Annotated in this window: 17 protein-coding genes; 6 read left to right on the forward strand and 11 right to left on the reverse strand. The window is 41.6% G+C overall.

The window, feature by feature from the left end:
• Positions 1-323 precede the first annotated feature (323 nt).
• From ACFOWS_RS13705 to ACFOWS_RS13725, 5 genes are all read right to left on the reverse strand, one after another.
• Positions 324-1418, reverse strand: a complete 1095-nt coding sequence (locus tag ACFOWS_RS13705; protein WP_379765508.1) for a DUF748 domain-containing protein — start codon at positions 1416-1418, stop codon at positions 324-326.
• 2 nt (positions 1419-1420) lie between these two features.
• Positions 1421-2989, reverse strand: a complete 1569-nt coding sequence (locus ACFOWS_RS13710; RefSeq protein ID WP_379765512.1) for a DUF748 domain-containing protein — start codon at positions 2987-2989, stop codon at positions 1421-1423.
• Between the two features lie 7 nt (positions 2990-2996).
• Entirely contained in the window at positions 2997-3395 is a 399-nt protein-coding gene (locus tag ACFOWS_RS13715) for an arsenate reductase family protein (protein WP_379765616.1), read from the reverse strand.
• Positions 3396-3600: 205 nt separating this feature from the next.
• Positions 3601-5019, reverse strand: coding sequence for an HmuY family protein (locus tag ACFOWS_RS13720; protein WP_379765515.1), 1419 nt, complete (start codon positions 5017-5019; stop codon positions 3601-3603).
• Positions 5020-5035: 16 nt separating this feature from the next.
• Positions 5036-7177 (reverse strand): TonB-dependent receptor plug domain-containing protein, encoded by a 2142-nt coding sequence (locus ACFOWS_RS13725; RefSeq protein ID WP_379765518.1) that lies wholly within the window; start codon positions 7175-7177, stop codon positions 5036-5038.
• Between the two features lie 103 nt (positions 7178-7280).
• Between ACFOWS_RS13725 and ACFOWS_RS13730 the strand changes: the two genes are divergently transcribed.
• From ACFOWS_RS13730 to ACFOWS_RS13740, 3 genes are all read left to right on the forward strand, one after another.
• Positions 7281-8207, forward strand: coding sequence for a DUF6607 family protein (locus ACFOWS_RS13730; RefSeq protein WP_379765521.1), 927 nt, complete (start codon positions 7281-7283; stop codon positions 8205-8207).
• Positions 8191-8745 carry an FMN-binding protein gene (locus ACFOWS_RS13735; protein WP_379765523.1) on the forward strand — a complete coding sequence of 185 codons (555 nt, stop codon included), beginning with the start codon at positions 8191-8193 and terminating at the stop codon, positions 8743-8745. The genes ACFOWS_RS13730 and ACFOWS_RS13735 overlap by 17 nt, the downstream gene beginning before the upstream one ends.
• Positions 8746-8835: 90 nt before the next feature.
• Entirely contained in the window at positions 8836-9693 is an 858-nt protein-coding gene (locus ACFOWS_RS13740; protein WP_379765526.1) for a helix-turn-helix domain-containing protein, read from the forward strand.
• Positions 9694-9698: 5 nt separating this feature from the next.
• Here ACFOWS_RS13740 and ACFOWS_RS13745 read toward each other — a convergent pair whose 3' ends face one another.
• Complete coding sequence (locus tag ACFOWS_RS13745; RefSeq protein ID WP_379765529.1) at positions 9699-10754, reverse strand: adenylate/guanylate cyclase domain-containing protein; 1056 nt, start codon at positions 10752-10754, stop codon at positions 9699-9701.
• Between the two features lie 102 nt (positions 10755-10856).
• Here ACFOWS_RS13745 and ACFOWS_RS13750 point away from each other — a divergent pair, with 102 nt between their 5' ends.
• Together ACFOWS_RS13750 and ACFOWS_RS13755 are read left to right on the forward strand one after the other, a co-directional pair.
• Complete coding sequence (locus tag ACFOWS_RS13750) at positions 10857-11264, forward strand: DUF5367 family protein (protein ID WP_379765532.1); 408 nt, start codon at positions 10857-10859, stop codon at positions 11262-11264.
• 29 nt (positions 11265-11293) lie between these two features.
• On the forward strand, positions 11294-12130 hold the full coding sequence (locus ACFOWS_RS13755) for an NAD(P)H-binding protein (protein ID WP_379765535.1): 837 nt from the start codon (positions 11294-11296) through the stop codon (positions 12128-12130).
• A 50-nt stretch (positions 12131-12180) separates the two neighbouring features.
• Here ACFOWS_RS13755 and ACFOWS_RS13760 read toward each other — a convergent pair whose 3' ends face one another.
• From ACFOWS_RS13760 to ACFOWS_RS13775, 4 genes are all read right to left on the reverse strand, one after another.
• Complete coding sequence (locus tag ACFOWS_RS13760; protein WP_379765538.1) at positions 12181-12903, reverse strand: DUF3307 domain-containing protein; 723 nt, start codon at positions 12901-12903, stop codon at positions 12181-12183.
• A complete protein-coding gene (locus tag ACFOWS_RS13765; protein WP_379765541.1) occupies positions 12900-13499 on the reverse strand; it encodes a transcriptional regulator in 600 nt (199 codons plus the stop codon). Before ACFOWS_RS13765 ends, ACFOWS_RS13760 begins: the two co-directional genes overlap by 4 nt.
• Before the next feature lie 213 nt (positions 13500-13712).
• On the reverse strand, positions 13713-14159 hold the full coding sequence (locus ACFOWS_RS13770; protein WP_379765544.1) for a hypothetical protein: 447 nt from the start codon (positions 14157-14159) through the stop codon (positions 13713-13715).
• 104 nt (positions 14160-14263) lie between these two features.
• Positions 14264-14452, reverse strand: a complete 189-nt coding sequence (locus ACFOWS_RS13775; protein ID WP_366591182.1) for a hypothetical protein — start codon at positions 14450-14452, stop codon at positions 14264-14266.
• Positions 14453-14973: 521 nt separating this feature from the next.
• Between ACFOWS_RS13775 and ACFOWS_RS13780 the strand changes: the two genes are divergently transcribed.
• Complete coding sequence (locus ACFOWS_RS13780) at positions 14974-15684, forward strand: hypothetical protein (RefSeq protein ID WP_379765547.1); 711 nt, start codon at positions 14974-14976, stop codon at positions 15682-15684.
• Between the two features lie 434 nt (positions 15685-16118).
• Here the strand turns inward: ACFOWS_RS13780 and ACFOWS_RS13785 are convergent, their stop codons facing one another.
• Positions 16119-17549, reverse strand: a complete 1431-nt coding sequence (locus tag ACFOWS_RS13785; RefSeq protein WP_379765550.1) for an SLC13 family permease — start codon at positions 17547-17549, stop codon at positions 16119-16121.
• Positions 17550-17640: the final 91 nt, after the last annotated feature.

The raw sequence follows: 17640 nt of genomic DNA on the forward strand, positions 1-17640 counted from the left end.
AACAGCATAAGATAGGTTCATATACACCCAAAAAGGAGCGTAACCGATACCATAAGTCCTCTTTATTTAAATAAAGGATGGTCCACTAAGACTTGAGGGAGGGAAGTTTCGAAGTGTTAAAGTACCGAATTTCAGCTAATTGCCATTGTGTAAAAACCATAAAAAAACTGGGGGAAATCTACAATTTACAATGAGCAATGAGCAATGAGCAATGAACAGTAGGCAGTGGTCAGATATCAGAAGTCAGTATTCAGTGGTTCAGTGGCCTGATGTCTTAGTTCTGACATCTGATATCTAAAGTCTGACATCTTACGTCTAAAGCTTTAGCTTTTTTTGTTAGCCGTTTTCTGTACGTCCTTGAAGTCAATGTCGTCATCCACCATATTTTTAAACGCTTCTATCCATCCATTTTTAAAGATATTGAGCACGGTGGGCCAAGTCTTGGTCTTTACATCGTTAAGGTCACCTTCAATGGGTACTTTGGTGGCGAGGGTGTTTTCTTTGTGGTTCTTCAGCACAAACTTAAAGAAGCCCACAAAGCCCTCCCACAATGTTTCCAAAAAGGCGTCTTCCTTGCCAATCAATTTGGCATTTTTAATAATGGGTTTTAGGGAACCTTGTAGATAGCCATCGGCAATGACCATTTCGCCATAGAAATTAAACTCGCCCTCGTCAAAATCAATGCCCGCGTAGTGGTCCGTAAAATCATTGAGGGCGGTAGCGTTGGCGTTTTCCAGGGAGAGGGCCAAATCCATATCGGGGATTTGCTTTACCAAGTCCATTTGGCCTTCCAAATGCAGGTTTCCTTCACCAATGGAGACGGCATCGGCCACGAGGTCGGAGGGGAGTCGCTCGCCAGTGCGTTCCACATTGCGCAGGTTGGTGGCGTAGAGTTCTATTTGGTTGAGGTGAAGGTCAATATTGGGGTCGGCGGTGAGCTGCACAAAAGCCACTTTTCCGTCATGGATTTCCAGTTTATTGATGTCAATGGGCACCAAATCCGTCAACGCCTTGGTCCAATCGTCAATATCGGCATCCTCTTCAGATTCCTTTTGTTGGTCCTCGAACACATAAATGAGCGAGGGGCGTGTCATGTTAATTTCGCTCACAATCTTGCCCTTGAAAAGCGACTTCCACTCAATGGAAATGTTCGTCTGTTCAAAATTAAGAAAGGGAATCTCCGTATCGGCATTCACCTTGTTCAAATACAGTTGGTCTATGGTATAGGCCCCAGTAATCAGGGAAAGGTCAATATCCTCCACCTGACCGTAATACCCGGGAATATCGGCCAGGACCTTGTTCACATAATTTTTTACAATATAGGGCAGCACCAACCGAAACGCCACCAACAATATAATGATGATGGCCGGAACCAGAAAGCGTTTTCTCTTGTACATGCGTTTGCGTTGTGCGGCCATACTCAGTTATTTTTCTTTTTACCACTTCCGGTCACCGTATGCAACAGTCCGGCTTTTAGGTTGATCCACAAATAATTAAAGAAGGATTTGTCCGTGTTGCGTTCCACCTCAAAATATCCGTAGCGATAGCCTTCGGGGTCGGTGTCGGAGTTTTTTCGGGCGAAGATGTTCACCACAGCGGTCAGCAGTTTGTTCACGCCCAAACGGTCCTTTTTCAATACCACAAACTCAAAATGGTCGTAGTTCATTTTCATATCCCCGCTGGCTTTTACCTCATTCCCACTGATGGTAAAGTACATTTGGTTCACGGTTCCGGTTACCTCGGCCCGGAGATTGGTTTTTAGGAAGGGGTTGATGGATTCGGTCTCAAAATCGGAAAGGGTTCCCGATGCCAAAAAGTTGTTGGCCTTGCTCTGGGGGTCAAAAGACCAATCCAATGTAAAATGACCGTCACCCATGAGTTGCGCCTCGGTGTTCACGTGAACTTTACCTTCATTTTTGCTGTGTAGATTGTTGATGTGGGCCGAAAGTTCCGTGAAACGAAGACTGTGCGGGTCTACATCGTACTCCAAACGTTCCTCGTAGGTGAGCGTGCCGTTTTGAATGGCAATAGTGTCCACCTGAAGATTTAGGGGTAAATCCCGTAGGGCTTGGTTGTACAGTTTTTTATGCGAGGTGTCGTCAGGGAGGAGTTTATCCCGGTATACTTGAAAATAAGGTTCTTGCAGGGTGATTTCTTGGATGTGAAGCTGAGGTTCTTCAGTCGTATACCCAAATTGAAACTGATTCAGGGTAATGGTGTGGATGGCAAGGTCAAAATGATCACGCTCTTTCAGCAGTTTTTTGGACAATTCGTCCCGACTGTATTTGGACCGAAGTACAAAATTGGTGATATGGCTTTCCTCTGGCCTAAACTGTAATGCATCAAGCTGCAAAAATTCGTAGGGCCCCATATCATAATACAGCTTTTGGGTGCTCAGTTCATACGAATTGTAGGTAAACGGAATTTTGTTTTGGGCGGTTTCTGGGTCGAAACGAATTTCGCTTACGGAGAAATTAAGGTCTTGGATGGACAACTGCATGCTATCTGTTTGGTTTGCCAGCACCTCCAACTGCCCCTTGTTGATGCTAAAGTTTTCAATTTTTATACGAGTTGAATCTTTCTTTTTAGAGGAGTTTGATGGGGTTTTGATGGAATCCCTTTTTTTATTCTGGAGGACCATTACGGGCTCGTCCAAACTCAAATCAGAAATAGAAATGTTCCCTTTGGTGAGTAGGGCCCAATAGCCTAAACCAGAAACTTTAACTTGCTTCGCCTGAACATTGAACAGCTGTTCTTTATGGTCAAAACTGATGCTATCCAAGGTGATACTGCCCAATAACACGTTGGTGCCCAACGAGCCATATTCCAGATGTATGTGTGCGGGTACATCTTTGGCGAGGGCAGACTTTACCTTGTTGGTGAACAGCAATTGGGCAGCGACCCCAAGTACTACTATGATAAAAATGGCCCAGAGGGCCACTTTCCTTTTTTTAATAGATTTCTGTTCAGCCATTATTGGTTTACGCATGTGTTGACTATTGTTCTTCTCCGTCCAGCATTTGGGCAATATCAGATGGTGTTTCAATACGTATGGCCTTGTCACCGTTTACCACAATGGGATTTTGGAATACGTGTGGATTTTTCTCCAAAATATGGAGCCAATCGTTCTCATCGGGAATATCTGGGTTCTCCCCATATTTTGATACAAAATCGGGGTGCTCCGTATTGATGACATCTTTAATGGGGATGTTCAACAAATCAGCCAACTCGGACCATTGTGTAGCGGTAACTTTGGTCTTGGCCACATCAATCTCCAGCACTTTTTTATTGGATGCTTTTACATAACCCAATGCTTGCTTGCCTATAGCGGAAGCGGAGTTGTAATAGAATTTTAATTCCCGTTTATTTGTTGCGATTACGCCCATGTCATCCATCAAGTTACTATTTTTTATAAAGATATCGTAGGGCAGGAGTTTGGGTTAACGCTATCCATTTATTTGCTGCCTTAAAAGGATTTAGTGGTATGAAACTAAAAAACCGGGACATTGGCCCCGGTTTTCACACAAACTAACTCAAAATTAACCACAAGGGTCGATAACAAAAGGTGCTATGGGTAACAATGAGTTTCCGAATATTTAGTTATAAAAGTGCGAACTCAAAGGCTGGATAGCCTCGAACCCCACTTTCATTGGTCAAAGCCGTAAACCTGATTTTGTATACGTTGCCATCCGTGTCTTTTAGTACAAAAAACACATCATCTTTTAAAGAAGGCAATGTACCTGGGCCTCCTCCGTTTCTCCAGTTGCTTCCAATGCCGCGTTGGTCGTTTTGGAACAATTCTTCATCCACATTCGCCAAAGTAAAGTCGGCATAAGCAGTTGAAGAAGTTTCAACCCAATAAGCGGTTGCACCACTTAGTATATTGGTTGTGATGAAGTCTGAATAGCCATAGGAGCCAAAGCCCTCTATTTCATTGGTAAATACGGTAAAATTGATATCCCATCGGTCCGCTGCCGGTTGAACATCCACAGTTTCTTCGGTATCAAAACTGAAAAAGGTGAAATGATATCCTGATGTTTTGGAAATAGTCACTTCTTCGTGTTCGGTCGCATCCAAGTCAGCATATTGCAACACATAGTCATCACCATCGCGCAAGATTCGGATTTTTTTCCAACCCCTTGGGTCACCACTTACGGCAACGGCCCCTGCCTCAGGATCTTCGGTGCCCACTTCAAATCCAAGGTTTACCAAATACACAGGGTTATCTGCATCAGTCTCAGAAATAGCTGCAATGGCGGTGCCTTCCAAATTGCCAGTTACATCATCCACGTAGGCCATGTTTGCAGCATCGAAGGTGCCGACGGCCACTTGAGGTTGTAACGTTTCCACATCAGCAGGAGTAACAGCATCAATATCTGTACTCTCCAATGCGGCCACTGCCATAAAAATGGAACCATTGATTTTTACCCTGTAGGCATCACCGCTATAGAACGCAAGGTCCCAGCTATCCCGAATGGCTGTGGTTTCGGTAAGGGAGCTCAAATCCACGTACACTTGGTTATCTTGATTTGGACCACCCACTTCTGGTGAGGTGGTACCTGATGGTGCGGCTGTTTCGGTAAAGCTAACGGCCAACTGGGTGTTCCCTTGAATAGTGGCATCCGCAACACTTACCGCAGATATTGTAAAACTAACGGACTTGGCAATACCTTCAATAGCATCTTGGAGTTTATTGAAAGTAAACGATGTTCCTGTGGAACCACCGGTAAAATTTATGGTCAATTCACCTGAAATACCAGTAGGTTCCGTGGTGAAATCTGTATCATATACTGCATTTTCAGTGGTGTATGCGATTGTAACAGAACCATCTTCGGGCGCTGTGGTAGAGAATACCAGATTGATTTCTTTTTCGGTATCAACCGCATCGAAACTCAATGACGGATTTTGAAAAGCAACCACAAATTCCTGTGGGGTATTGCCACCGCCGTCATCGTCACTGCAACTGGTGCCCATCAACAAAAAGGCCAGCGATAGTACATATAGAACATAATTTTTCATGAAATTGGTTTTAGGATTAAATATTTAGGTTATATAAAAGCTTTACAAAAAAAGACCTGCCATAGCCCAGCAGCAGGCCATTGTTGGGTGACGAGTGCACGCCGCCACTGGATACGGTCGAGGTGTTGATTCTAGTGATATCCAATAGGTTTCTGGCCCCTAAAGTGAGGTGCAGTTTGTTGTCCATAAATGTTTTTCGGATAGAACCGTCCATCCAGCCGTAGCCGTCCCTTTTAGACCGAATAAAACTGGGGTCTTCTTGGTTGGTGTCCAAGACAAACTGATATTCTGGACCATTGTACTTAAAGAATAGGGAAAGGGTGGTGTTGATTTTTGGAATTTGATACCCGATATTCGAACTGACCTGAAGGGCATAGAGATAATCATCGTTGAAGGACTCTTCACTGTTAAGCACTTTGCTCTCCCCAGAGAAGGATAGGCCTAAATCAAATTGAAGGTTGCCATGGACCAATTTGTTGGTAAAGGAAGCACCCCAGTTGCGATATTCATCAATATTGTTGTATTGAAAAGCCAATGGACTTGGATTGACTATGGTTAGCTCAATACGGTTATCCACATTGAGGTACCATGCTGAAACTTTAGAGCTTAGACGCCAAGCAAGGTCTTCTGGGAAAAAGTTCTTTTTAAGGTGAAGAAAGGATGATATGCCTCGCTCTGGACTTAAATTGGTGTTCCCACGAACATCATGGTTAACGTCTACAAAATAGGTGAACAGTTCGTCAAAATTGGGATTTCGTGGCGATGTTCCCAACACGGCCCGGAGCTGATACCCATTGTCAAAAGCATACTTGGCACTCAGGGAGTGGGCCATCTGTGTTTTAAATTGTGAGGAGAACATGGCCCGTGTGCCCGGTCTAAATGAGAATCGTTGGCCCAGTTCAATTTCTGCTGTTGCAAACGCATCATATGCTTCCAATCTGCGGTCTATGCTGTTACCGCTGAACGTACCCGCCAAAGGGGAGGAATACCCTTTGATGTTACTCAGTTCGTAGCCCAATTGTAGGCCTACTTTCTCCGATTGAAAAAAATCATTGAAAGTTCCCCTCGAATAAATGCCTTTTCTGGACTCATATTCTTGGGAATCCACATCAAATTTTTCTCTAGTATTTATGCGGAAGTTATACTGCTCCACATCTCTTTTCTGTTGTTGATACGATGCCGAAATGTCATAGGTAATGGCTTGCAAAAACTTTCCGGCGATATTAAAGTGGTTAAAGATTCTTTGAGAAGTGAATTCGGCATCGGTAGCAGTGGGGTTGCTGGTTTGGGTAGAAGGATTATAGTTTTCCCGAACCACTGAATCATACCGCTGTACACGTTCATTGAAATACTCCATGCGGTAAAACGACCTAAAGTTTTTTCCGGAATAATTCACCAGCCCTTTACCCGAGTATTGTGTCTTTGGAAGCCATTCGTACCCTCTGAGACCATCGTTCAAGGGATGAAATTCGCCTTCACGATGGTTGTAATGGCCCGTAAAATTATTGTGGGAAACATTTCCGTTGACATACCATTTATCTGAAAAGCGATGTCCAACCGAAAGAGATTGAATATGCCTTCCCTGATCAAAAAAACTAAATTCATTTCCAATGGTCTCTTCCTGTAGATACGGGGTGATTTCCCATTGGTATTCTGAATCTTTTCGGGTAATGATATTAATGATGCCAGAAACCGCATTAGAGCCATATTGTACACCCATGGAACCTTCCACAATCTCTACTTGCTCAATGTCATCCAAATTTATTTGGGTGAGATCGGCATTGTTTCCAAACCCTTCATCGTTGATCAAGGGAATATTGTCTACCAGAACTTTAAAGTATTGGCCATCCAATCCGAACAGCTCTACACTGCTCTTTCCCGTGGAAGGATTGGGTTGAATACTTATGTTGAGGGATTGGTTAAGGACATCTGCCAAGGTATTGCCGGCCAAGCGGTCCATGGTTTCTCGTGGAATCACTTTTACCTCAAAAACCGATTTGTCCACACTCTGTTTGTTGATTTGGCCCGTGAGCACCACTTCTTCCAATTGCTGCATGGCCATTGAGTCTTGTTCCACCGTTTCAGATTCTTGTGCAAGTGCTAAAGCGCAGAAAAAAAATGAAAAATAAATGAGAAACTTATTTTTATTTAGACTCATTCTAGTTAGATTTGTCGCAAATATATAAGTTATTTTAATTCAGTCTAAATAATATTAATATTTTTGTCAAATCAGTTTTAGAGCAGTTTAACTAAATAACACCATGAAGAAATCAATCATTTTTACCACACTTGCCCTTGCAGTGACATTGGCAATGCAAGCCCAAGAGAAAAAGGAATTGGACCGTAATGCCATAAAGGAGATGTGCGGTTGTTTTGAAATCACATTCAAGTACACAGAGACTTTTGCACCTGAAATCGACTATGAAAAAAAACTGGATTACACGGCCAAGGCTTTGGAGTTGGCCATTCCCATTGTAGATGAAGAGAACAAAATTTCGTTGCAGCATTTGTTGGTTGTTCATGATACCGTGGTGATCAAACACTGGAGGCAGGATTGGTTGTACGAAAATCAAGATGTTTTTTATTATGACAAGGACAATAATTGGACTTTTCACAAGCTCCCTGCCGATGCAGTAAAAGGGCAGTGGACCCAAAAAGTATATCAAGTGGATGATAGTCCTAGATATTCCGGATCGGCTACTTGGGTGCATTTTGATGGTAAACATTTCTGGGAAAATGATACCGATTCCCCACTTCCTAGACGGGAATATTCCAAACGCAGCGATTACAATGTCATGAAAAGGGGCAATCGTCAAGAAATTACTTCATACGGTTGGGTACATGAGCAGGATAACGATAAAATCATTCGTAAAGAAGGGGAGCCAGATGTATTGTTGGCCCAAGAAAAAGGGATGAACATTTATACCAAAGTTGCAGATGAAAAATGCAAAATAGCCCAAGACTGGTGGAATCAGCACAAGGACTTCTGGGCTAAGGCACGAGCATCTTGGGACCAAGTTTATGATAGAAGCACAGACTTGACCTTGCTCAAGCAAGTGGATAACACGCCGCTTTTTATGCACTTCTACAATTTGGAAGAAGTCAACGCGGGTCAAGACAAAATATCACAATTGATACAAACATTTATTGTAGATAAAAAAGCATCTAAAAATGCAGAGGGGAAGTAAGTTTAAGGTTTTCAGTTTGGCCGTAATTTTTACGGCCCTTTCCCTCTTTGGTTTTGGCACCCAGAAGATTCCAGCTAAACTTCAGGAAAAAATAGACAATGCCGTACAGACTACTTTTGGGGTACAGGAGTTTACTTTGGAACAGCTTGCAGTACATGCTGATTTGAACAAAAAAACACCTGTGGAAATGGGAGGTGAAAACCTTTTTAATATTCTGCAAGGGGGTAATTCTTTGGGTTATTTGTACTTGGGAGAAGCGCCAAGTATGAAAAATGTTTTCGATTATGTGGTGCTCTTTAATCCAGATTTGAGCATTAAAAAATCCAAAATCTTAATTTACCGTGAAGATTACGGACGTCAAGTGGGCAGTCAGCGATGGCTAAAACAGTTTATCGGTAAAAAAGCAGGGGAAAGTCTAATCTACGGTGAGGATATCGATGCCATTTCTGGGGCCACTATTTCTGCCAAATCCATGACCTTGGCCGTAAATAATACATTGCAGAGTATGCAAGTTTTACAAGAGAACAATTTTTTTTAGTGATAGAAATGTTGTCAAATTCAATAGGGCCTCCTTTTAAGGTGGCCTTTTGTTTTTAAGGAATCCAAACTTTCTGGCTAACTTTGAGTTATGACCCGGGACATCATAGATATCAACGATTTTACCATTTTAGTAGAAGAAGCCAAGGCCGATGTGCCCACAAAAGACGCGTGTCTGTTTGATGAACCTGTTATCGCTGTGGCTTTCTATGGCTCGGGCAATGTGGATTTATCGGTAAAATATGGAACCACCCAGAAGGATTTTCAATACACTAAGGGGTTGGCACTCTCTTTTTATGCGGATGAAAAAGTGGTGTTTGAGCATACGGTGACTTCAGGCAAGCCTTTGGAATGTATTGTAATCGCAACTTCGCCCCGTAATTTGGCAAAGTTGCCCAATGAAGAGGGTGAATTGTTTTCTGAAATGCTCAATCAGTTGGTGAATCCGTCAGACCATTATGTAGAAGGGCCACAATTCTTTATGACTCCTGAAATGCAAAGCATAGTAGGACAGATTTTTTATAACTCATATGAAGGCAAGACCAAAATGATGTTCTTCCGTAGTCAGATGACCGCATTACTTTCCCATTTTTTTGGCCAGTTGGCCACTATGGACAGAGAGAGCATCAAGGCATCAGAGCGGGAGAAGTTGTTTCAGGCCAAGGAAATTCTTTCCAATCAATTGGACAACCCGCCATCACTGACAGAATTGTCCAGGCAGATAGGCCTCAATAGTTTTAAATTGAAAAAGAATTTTAAGGAGGTCTTTGGGGTTCCAGTATTCAAATACCTTCAAAACGAACGGATGAACAAGGCCCATGAACTACTCCGAAAGCATGATGCTACAGTACAGGAGGCGGCTTGGCAGGTAGGCTATGATAGCTTAAGTTCTTTTTCCAATGCCTTTGCCAAAAAATTTGGGTTTCGTCCCAGCGAGATACGGCAATAATCGCTCTAAATTTGTGAAACGGCAAAAAGAACCACTTTTTCTTCTTTTCCCTTTAGGGAAATACTACCTAATGCAGCAAAGGAATATGTACTTGAATTGAAAAGGTTGACAAGCGTTTCGGATATCAACAATTCGCTACCCAAACTATTGCATTGTTCTTGAATTCGGGCTGCTGTGTTCAAGGTATCGCCGTGATACGCAATTTCTTTTTTATATTTCCCGACTTCGGTAACAGTGACCATTCCAGTATGCATTCCTGCTTTGAAAAAAGGGAGTACGCCATACTTTTTTTCATAATATCCCCGCTTTTTCTCCAGAGTTGACTTGAAGTCATAAAACGCTTTGAGGCAACTGTCATTTTTCAGTCCGTTTTTCAAAGTCCAAGTGAGTACAGCTTCATCCCCAACATATTGATAGATTTCAGCGGAGTTGTTTGCGAGGGCATTTCCAAGGTCGTTAAAACAATCCTGAATCAGTAAACTATAGTTCAAATGCCCCAATTGTTCCGCAAGTTGAGTGGAAGAACTAAGGTCTAAAAACATGAAAATGCGTTCTTCTTCCCGCGGTGTATAAAATTTCCCTTGCATTAATTTTCTGAGGTTGCCTTCTCCCAACATCAAATTGATTTGTCGTAAAAGGGTCAAAAAAACATCTACTGAAAGCACATAAAAATAAATGGCAGCACTGCCATCATCAATGGCAAAAGCCACTAGGTCTAAAGTAGTTCCAAAGTAAAGCTGGTACACTGCATACGCCCCCAAAATCAAAAGGGCCAAGAATACGACGCCATAGATGAACCGAAAGATGAGTAGGGAAATCAAGGAACGGTATTGTTGCACCCGTTCTTCAGTGAGGATTTGGCCAATGCCTGAAATCAATCCCATTATAGGTCCCAAGGTTACTGAAATCAATAGGCTGGAGGTTGTGTCAAACTTAAGACTGCCCATTTCAGTAGTGCCAACCCCCCGGACAATACTCAAAAATACAAAGGCAAGGGTCCAGCCAATGCAATAGAACCGGAGTATCCGCCATCTGCGTTTGTTGGTTAAGGGGAAGGCCATTCCCCAAAGTTATCCTTTTCAAACAAATCTTACTGCTTTTCAAACAAATAGACCTAGTGAGCTTGATGCAATTTTGTCCTGTAATCCTAAAACAAAAACAAAATGAAATTCTTTAGAGCTGTATTCATCGGACTTATCATTTGGATTTTGGGCGTGAGCATTTTTCTATTGTCCTATTTCATGCCGATTATGGACGATTTGGATTTTCAGGCTAATCTGGTACTCTCACTGGCCGTGGTTCCCATAGTTTGGATGGGTTCGTGGTTTTACTATACAAAGGATGCTACAACCCATGGAATGATGGTAGGAACCATACTTTTTCTGACCAGCGCCCTGATGGATGCACTTATTACGGTTCCGTATATGATGGCTCCCTATGGCGAAACCTACCATAGTTTTTTCACTGCGCCAAGCTTTTGGTTGATCGCTGTGGAGTTTCTGCTGACTGCGGTGCTGTTCTGGAGTTTCAGGGTAAAGTCAAACAGTCAGAAAACAATCAATTCAAAATAAAATAGTCTAATAACAAAAACAAGAAAATCATGAAAGCAAATTATTTAGTACTCGGTGGAAAAGGAAAAACAGGACGTAAAGTTGTTGAGCGATTGGCTCAATTGAATCAGAATGTCCGGATTGGTTCACGTAGTGAAACTCCATCGTTTGATTGGGAAAACACGAAAACCTGGGCAGATGCACTCGAAGGTATGGACAGGGTATACATTACCTTTCAACCCGATTTGGCGGTGCCTGGGGCTTTGGAAGCTATTGAAGGATTTGTAAAAGTTGCAAAACAGAAACAAATAAGAAAAGTAGTGCTGTTGTCAGGAAAAGGAGAACGAGAGGCCGAACTGTGTGAGCAGGTGGTCATCAATTCTGGAATTGATCACACAATTGTGCGAGCAAGTTGGTTTAATCAGAATTTTAGTGAAAGCTTCTTCTTGGACCCGATTTTGGCTGGACAAGTAGCCTTGCCCCAAGCTGAGGCCAAGGTTCCTTATGTTGACACCAATGACATTGCCGATGTAGTGGTAGAAGTATTGATGAACGATAATCACAATGGGAAAATCTATGAATTGACAGGTCCCCGCTTCTTAACTTTTCCAGAAGTAGTGAATGAGATTGCACAAGCTTCTGGACGTGACATCACATTTATGCCCATATCACTTCCAGCATATACCAAGATGATGGGGGATTTCGGTGTGCCTTCAGATTATGTGTGGTTGATTAATTACCTATTTTCTGAAGTTTTGGGGAACAAGGCAAATGAGGTCATTACCCATGATATTGAAAAGGTGTTGGGAAGAAAACCCAAGGATTTTTCAGAATATGTAGCGGAAACTGCCGCCACGGGAATTTGGAACCAAGAGGTTGGAGTATAGTTCAAATTGGTGTTTTAATTAGAAGCAGGCCCAAAGGGCCTGTTTTTTATTTAGATAAGGGTCGTTAAATAACTATAAGCAATTCCGGATAGAATGGCGAATCCGAAACTCAGAAGTGTACCAATGAGCACATACTCGGTGAGTTTACGGTTTTTCCCTTTGTTAAGATCTCCAAACCGGAAAACGGACTTGGCGGCAATCAACAATCCAATGGCTGCCCATTGTTGAATTAAAATAAACCCAAAAACAAAAAGTCGCTCCAGCATACCAATATAAGTGCCGGCATTTTTGAGGGAACCCCCTTCTGTGGATTCATCGTCTTTGGCGATTTCATCAATATAGGGAGCTAATAACATTCGCATTAAAATCCCACACACGTAGGTTACAAATACCAAAAAGGTAATGAGAATCAGTGTCTTCTCCCCAAATAATAAACTGAAATCAATTTCAAAAGGGGAAATCCAGTAGACCATGGCGCCAATGACAAGGATATGAAGGACTTGGTCCACTACAAAAAGCCAACGGTAATTTTTTGGGTTGGTGAGACTGAGTTTACCCAAATCAATGAGGAAATGGGAAACAATAATGATGGCCACGGCACCTAAATGTTGAAATTGAAGGATGAGCAGCAGGGCCAATAAGTGTACCGAAATATGCCAATAGAGGTATTTGGATCTCCATTTGTTTTGGAGTTTACCCTCTACCCAATGCGCGGGTTGGAGTACAAAATCGCCAATAAAATGCGCCAAGATAAGTTTAAGTGCGAGTATCATAGTTGGGAGAGTTGGGATTGGTAGAATTGAATCATCTTTTGGACTTCGTCGAAACCGGCCTTGTTTAATTCCTCGCTGATGTTTCCCTGCGATTTACCAAGAATCGCTGCCAGCTCTTTTTGGTTCATAGCTGGGTTTTCGATGGCACTTTTCACTGTTTTGGAAATGGCGGGCGTCCAATTGTCCATGGTCAGAAGTGCCAGTTCCAATAATAGGTTTATATGTTGATTAAAGGTGTTGTTTGGTGATTTTAGTGCAAGATTTTGTTTTTTGAGATTTTCAAAACACTTTCCTGAATTTACGAAGGCCTCACCATTGGATTCGGTTATTTTGTGCCCATTGTAGGTTTTTGTGCCCAATCCTATGGCTATACGCACATCCAATTGGCGTATTTGTTTAAGGCATGCCTTAATGTATATGGATGCTTCCAGGGCTTTTTTCGGAGTGGTCTGCAATTGAAAACTATCCCCTCGATAAATCTCCCACTCCTTTGGCTCAGCACCATATTTATTTAGGGCTTGTTTTAGCATAGGAAGCCATTTGGTAGTTTTGTGCTCCATGGAGTTTTTAATGTCCCCCGTAAGTATGGCAACCATTTTGCTAGTATTTTTTGTAAAAATATCTGTTTATTAGCAGATAACCAAAAATATCTGTAAAAAAGCAGATAAATTAAAATATCTGTAAAAAAGGAGATAATATTATTTATCGTTAAAAAAGCAGGTAATCTAGCATGATGTTTTTCTCTGTGTGAACAAAAAAAGAAGCCACGCCCATGGCAGGCGCGGCTTCTAAAAAATCAACAAAAAACACTATCCTCTTCTTCCTTTCTCCTGCATTTTCTTTTTGCCGTGATGCGCTTTCGCGAATCGTAGTTTTTTCCAGGTTTGGTATTGTTCATCGTTCAATACCTCCCTCATTTTTTCCTGATGTGCAATTTGATGGTCCAATCGTGAATTCTGCATTTCAAATCGCTCTTCAGTTGTGGGCTTTTTTCGTTCACCATTTTCTCTTAGAACTTTCATCTCATCCCACTTCGCCTTTTTAAATTCAGCCTCTTCTAAATTGATGCTCATGACCTTTTGTTGCTGTACCTTGGTTAAATCTAGGGCCAAGGTCATTTTTTTGGTTTTCAATGTGGCCATTTGTTCAGCGGTCATATCCATTTTAGGATCTTTTCGCATTCTAGGGTCATGTTGTCCTTGTGCAAGGACACCTAGAGATATCAAAAGTGCCATTGCTACTACTAATTGTTTCATATGTCTAAATTTTAATGATTTGTCATTTGGACAGGGGCAGTGTCCAAAGGTTTAATCATCCTATAAACAATTATGAAGCTTTTAACAGAACAAATGGGAGGAACCTATTGTTGCTCCTCTTTAAAATTGTCTTGGGGGTTGTTCAACTCGTTGGAGTCTTGGAATTGTGTTTCCACAACGGTTTCTGAACTGATGTTTTCTTGGAATTTATCCTGTTGTTCCACTCCATAATAAATGAATGAAGCAATCACAAAACAGGAAAAGTAGATGAGGCTTTTAGCTTTGTAGGTCATGATTTTTGAGATTTGGTACTACTAATGTAGGCAAACCTTTGGTCAATCTGCACGATATGTTGCGAAATGCCCCTAATTCGATGTAAACAGGATGAAATGTATGGTATAATCGACAAGTAGCATGGTTTATGGCTAAAATCTAAAACAAAGGTTATAATTTCCTACAAAGCTGTAGGGTTATTTGAATTCAAAAGTATGCCCGAAGCGTTACGTTAAAATAATAGTAAACCTTGGTGAAACCTCTTTTGGTGAACAAAACCATCCATTTTGGTGTTTTGGGACCTTGAAAATACAAATGAGCGCCTAAAGCAGATTGTTAAATTAATCCTAATAGAAATTTTTTTTGGAAAAGGACAAAATCTTTGGCAGTCCTGCGTTTTACTGATGGTTTGCACTGTAACACCATGTTTTACGGGGGTTCAGGGGAATCTATTTTTCGTGAAAAAAATCTAAAAGGTGTAACATTTTAAATTCATAATAGTCTTATAAGCATATCATCAATCACAAAATTCAATCAAAAAATGAACAAGTTATTATTAATTTATGGATGTGTACTTTTAAGTAGTTCCGCCATAGCAAGTGACCAACAAGGGACGGTGGTTACAGACACCAAATCAGAGACCGCCAACACCTTGGAAAATGAGTTTACAGTATTGAACATCAATGCTGAGTGGAGTAAAGCCAGTTGGTCCGATGGGACGTATGAGCTTAATTTGGACGACATAGTGTTTATTGAGGAAGAAACCGATTTTGATCTTGGTTTTGATACCGCCGATTATCTTCCTAAGGATTTTAATCCTTATAAAACCTATTTTGACTTGAATTCCATCATATACCTAGAAAGCGAAGTTGAACTGGAACTTGGATTCGACACCGAGTCGTACCTTCCTGAAGGTTTTGATCCCCATACCCAAGTTGTGGATGTACACGGTATCAATTATTTGGAAGACGAGGATGTGGAATTAGGTTTTAATACCCAAGACTATCTTCCAGAAGGATTTTCACCTTACGAAGTGTATGTTAACCTGAACGCCATTCAATTTATTAAGGATGAGGTGGAATTAACCCTAGGATTGGACAGTACGTATGAACTACCCGAAGGTTTTGACCCATACACCAATGTTTTGGAAGTAACTTCCATCAACTACATGGAGGACGAAGAAATAAATTTGGGTTTTGATACATCCAAGTATCTCCCAGAAGGTTTTGACCCTTACGCAGGGGCAAAGTAGTAGGATGTTTTAGTTTTCATTTTACAAATTTTGAGTTAGTTAGTTATGAAAAGCCCTCCTTTGGAGGGTTTTTTATATGAAAGTTGATTTTTTGGCGTTACATATATTGTAAGGTGTTGGTTAACAAAAAAATAACATGGGTTGCCGACATGTCGAAATAGGTAGGGAAATGCGTGTATCGCTATCAATCCCACAAGTTTCGGGAACGGAGCTTGCCACTTTTTCAGAAAATCAGGAAAAGTACTGATAAAGTTGTTTTCGGATACGTAAAGGAAGTTCGTTAACAAAATTCTAATTAAGAAAATCTTCACTGTAAAGGGTTTTACCTTTGTAGTGTAAAAAGCATACAAGAGTAGAGTTGAGTTAGTTTCTTACTATTTTTTTGAGTTAGTTAGTTTGTCAATGGCCCCTTCGTTTGAAGGGGCCATTCGTTTTTAGAACAATACGGGAATCACAAACTTGAATACCAAGACCAATAACCCCACGGCAATAAGGTTCAAAATGATTCCCACACGTGCCATTTGCGCAATCTTCACATAACCACTGGCAAAGACAATCGCGTTGGGCGGGGTGGCCATCGGCAACATAAAGGCGCAGCTACTTGCTATTGTTACGGGAATCAGTAAATAAAGTATTGGAATATCCAGCCCTAGGGCAATACCGGCCACCACTGGAGCCAAAACAGCTACCAGGGCCACATTGCTCATCAATTCGGTCATGAACAGCATCAAGAAAATCAATAATGTAGCCGTAAGGAGTATACTGATTTCACTTTGGGCTATGGCATCTGCTACCATATCCACAATTCCGCTGGAGGACATCCCTTGTGCCAGGGCCAACCCCCCACCAAATAATATCAATATGCCCCATGCCAATTTTGATGTGTCTTTCCATTCAATAATAAAATCACCCTTTTTGATATTGTAGGGTATGGAAAAAAGAGCGATGGCCGCAAAAATGCTGATCATGGTATCGGTGAGCCCCAATGAGGGGAATATGGCGTTGATCAATGTCCTGAAAATCCAAAGGAATACCGTTACCCCAAATATGGCCAATACCATTTTTTCTTTTCCCGATGTAGGGCCAAGTTTTTCCAATTCGGTTTGAATAACCTCTTTGGAAGCATTGAACTTCAAGTTTCGATTGGGAAACATCCATTTAACCAAAACCCCATACGAAATGGCAATCATGATGATGGAAAAGGGCAATCCCAGAGTCATCCATTTTAAGAAAGAGATTTCAGTATTGTATTCATTTTCCAAAAGTCCTATCAAGACCGAGTTCGGGGGCGTACCAATAACCGTGGCAATACCACCAGCATTGGCTGAAAAGGCTATCCCAAGCATTACACTCAATGCAAAATTTTGGTCGTCTTTGGTAAAACCGTCTTCATCATTCACCAAAAGACCGATTACCGATAAAGCAATGGGAAGCATAACCACTGTAGTGGCTGTATTACTGATCCACATGCTAAGTGCGGCTGTAGCAATCATAAACCCCAGCACTACCTTGTTGGGTGTAGTGCCCGTTAATCTAATGATGTTAAGTGCTATACGGCGATGTAGATTTACCTTTTCCAAGGCTAGTGCCATGACAAAACCTCCAAAGAACAGGAATACAATTGGACTGCCATAGTTTGCCCCAACCTCGTCAATGGGCAATATTTTAAGAATGGGCAGAAGCAATAAGGGCAAAAGCGCTGTGACAGAGATGGAAACTGCTTCGGTGATCCACCAGATTAACATCCAAACTGCAACAGAAATTACAGCGTCCCCTTTTTGGGAAACGAGTTCCACGGGTAAGTTGGCAAGAATCAGAAAGGCGATGGGCCCAAAAATTAGCCCTATTTTTTTGCTTAGCTCCATTTGGGATTCTAAGCTATGCTTTTTTGCGAAATAACAAAAATAATGAAGCCCCATGCAGGGGCTTCACCATCAAAATAATCAAAAACGGGTA

It is taken from the genome of Flagellimonas marina (assembly GCF_042651185.1).
GTDB classification, from domain to species: Bacteria; Bacteroidota; Bacteroidia; order Flavobacteriales; family Flavobacteriaceae; genus Flagellimonas; species Flagellimonas marina.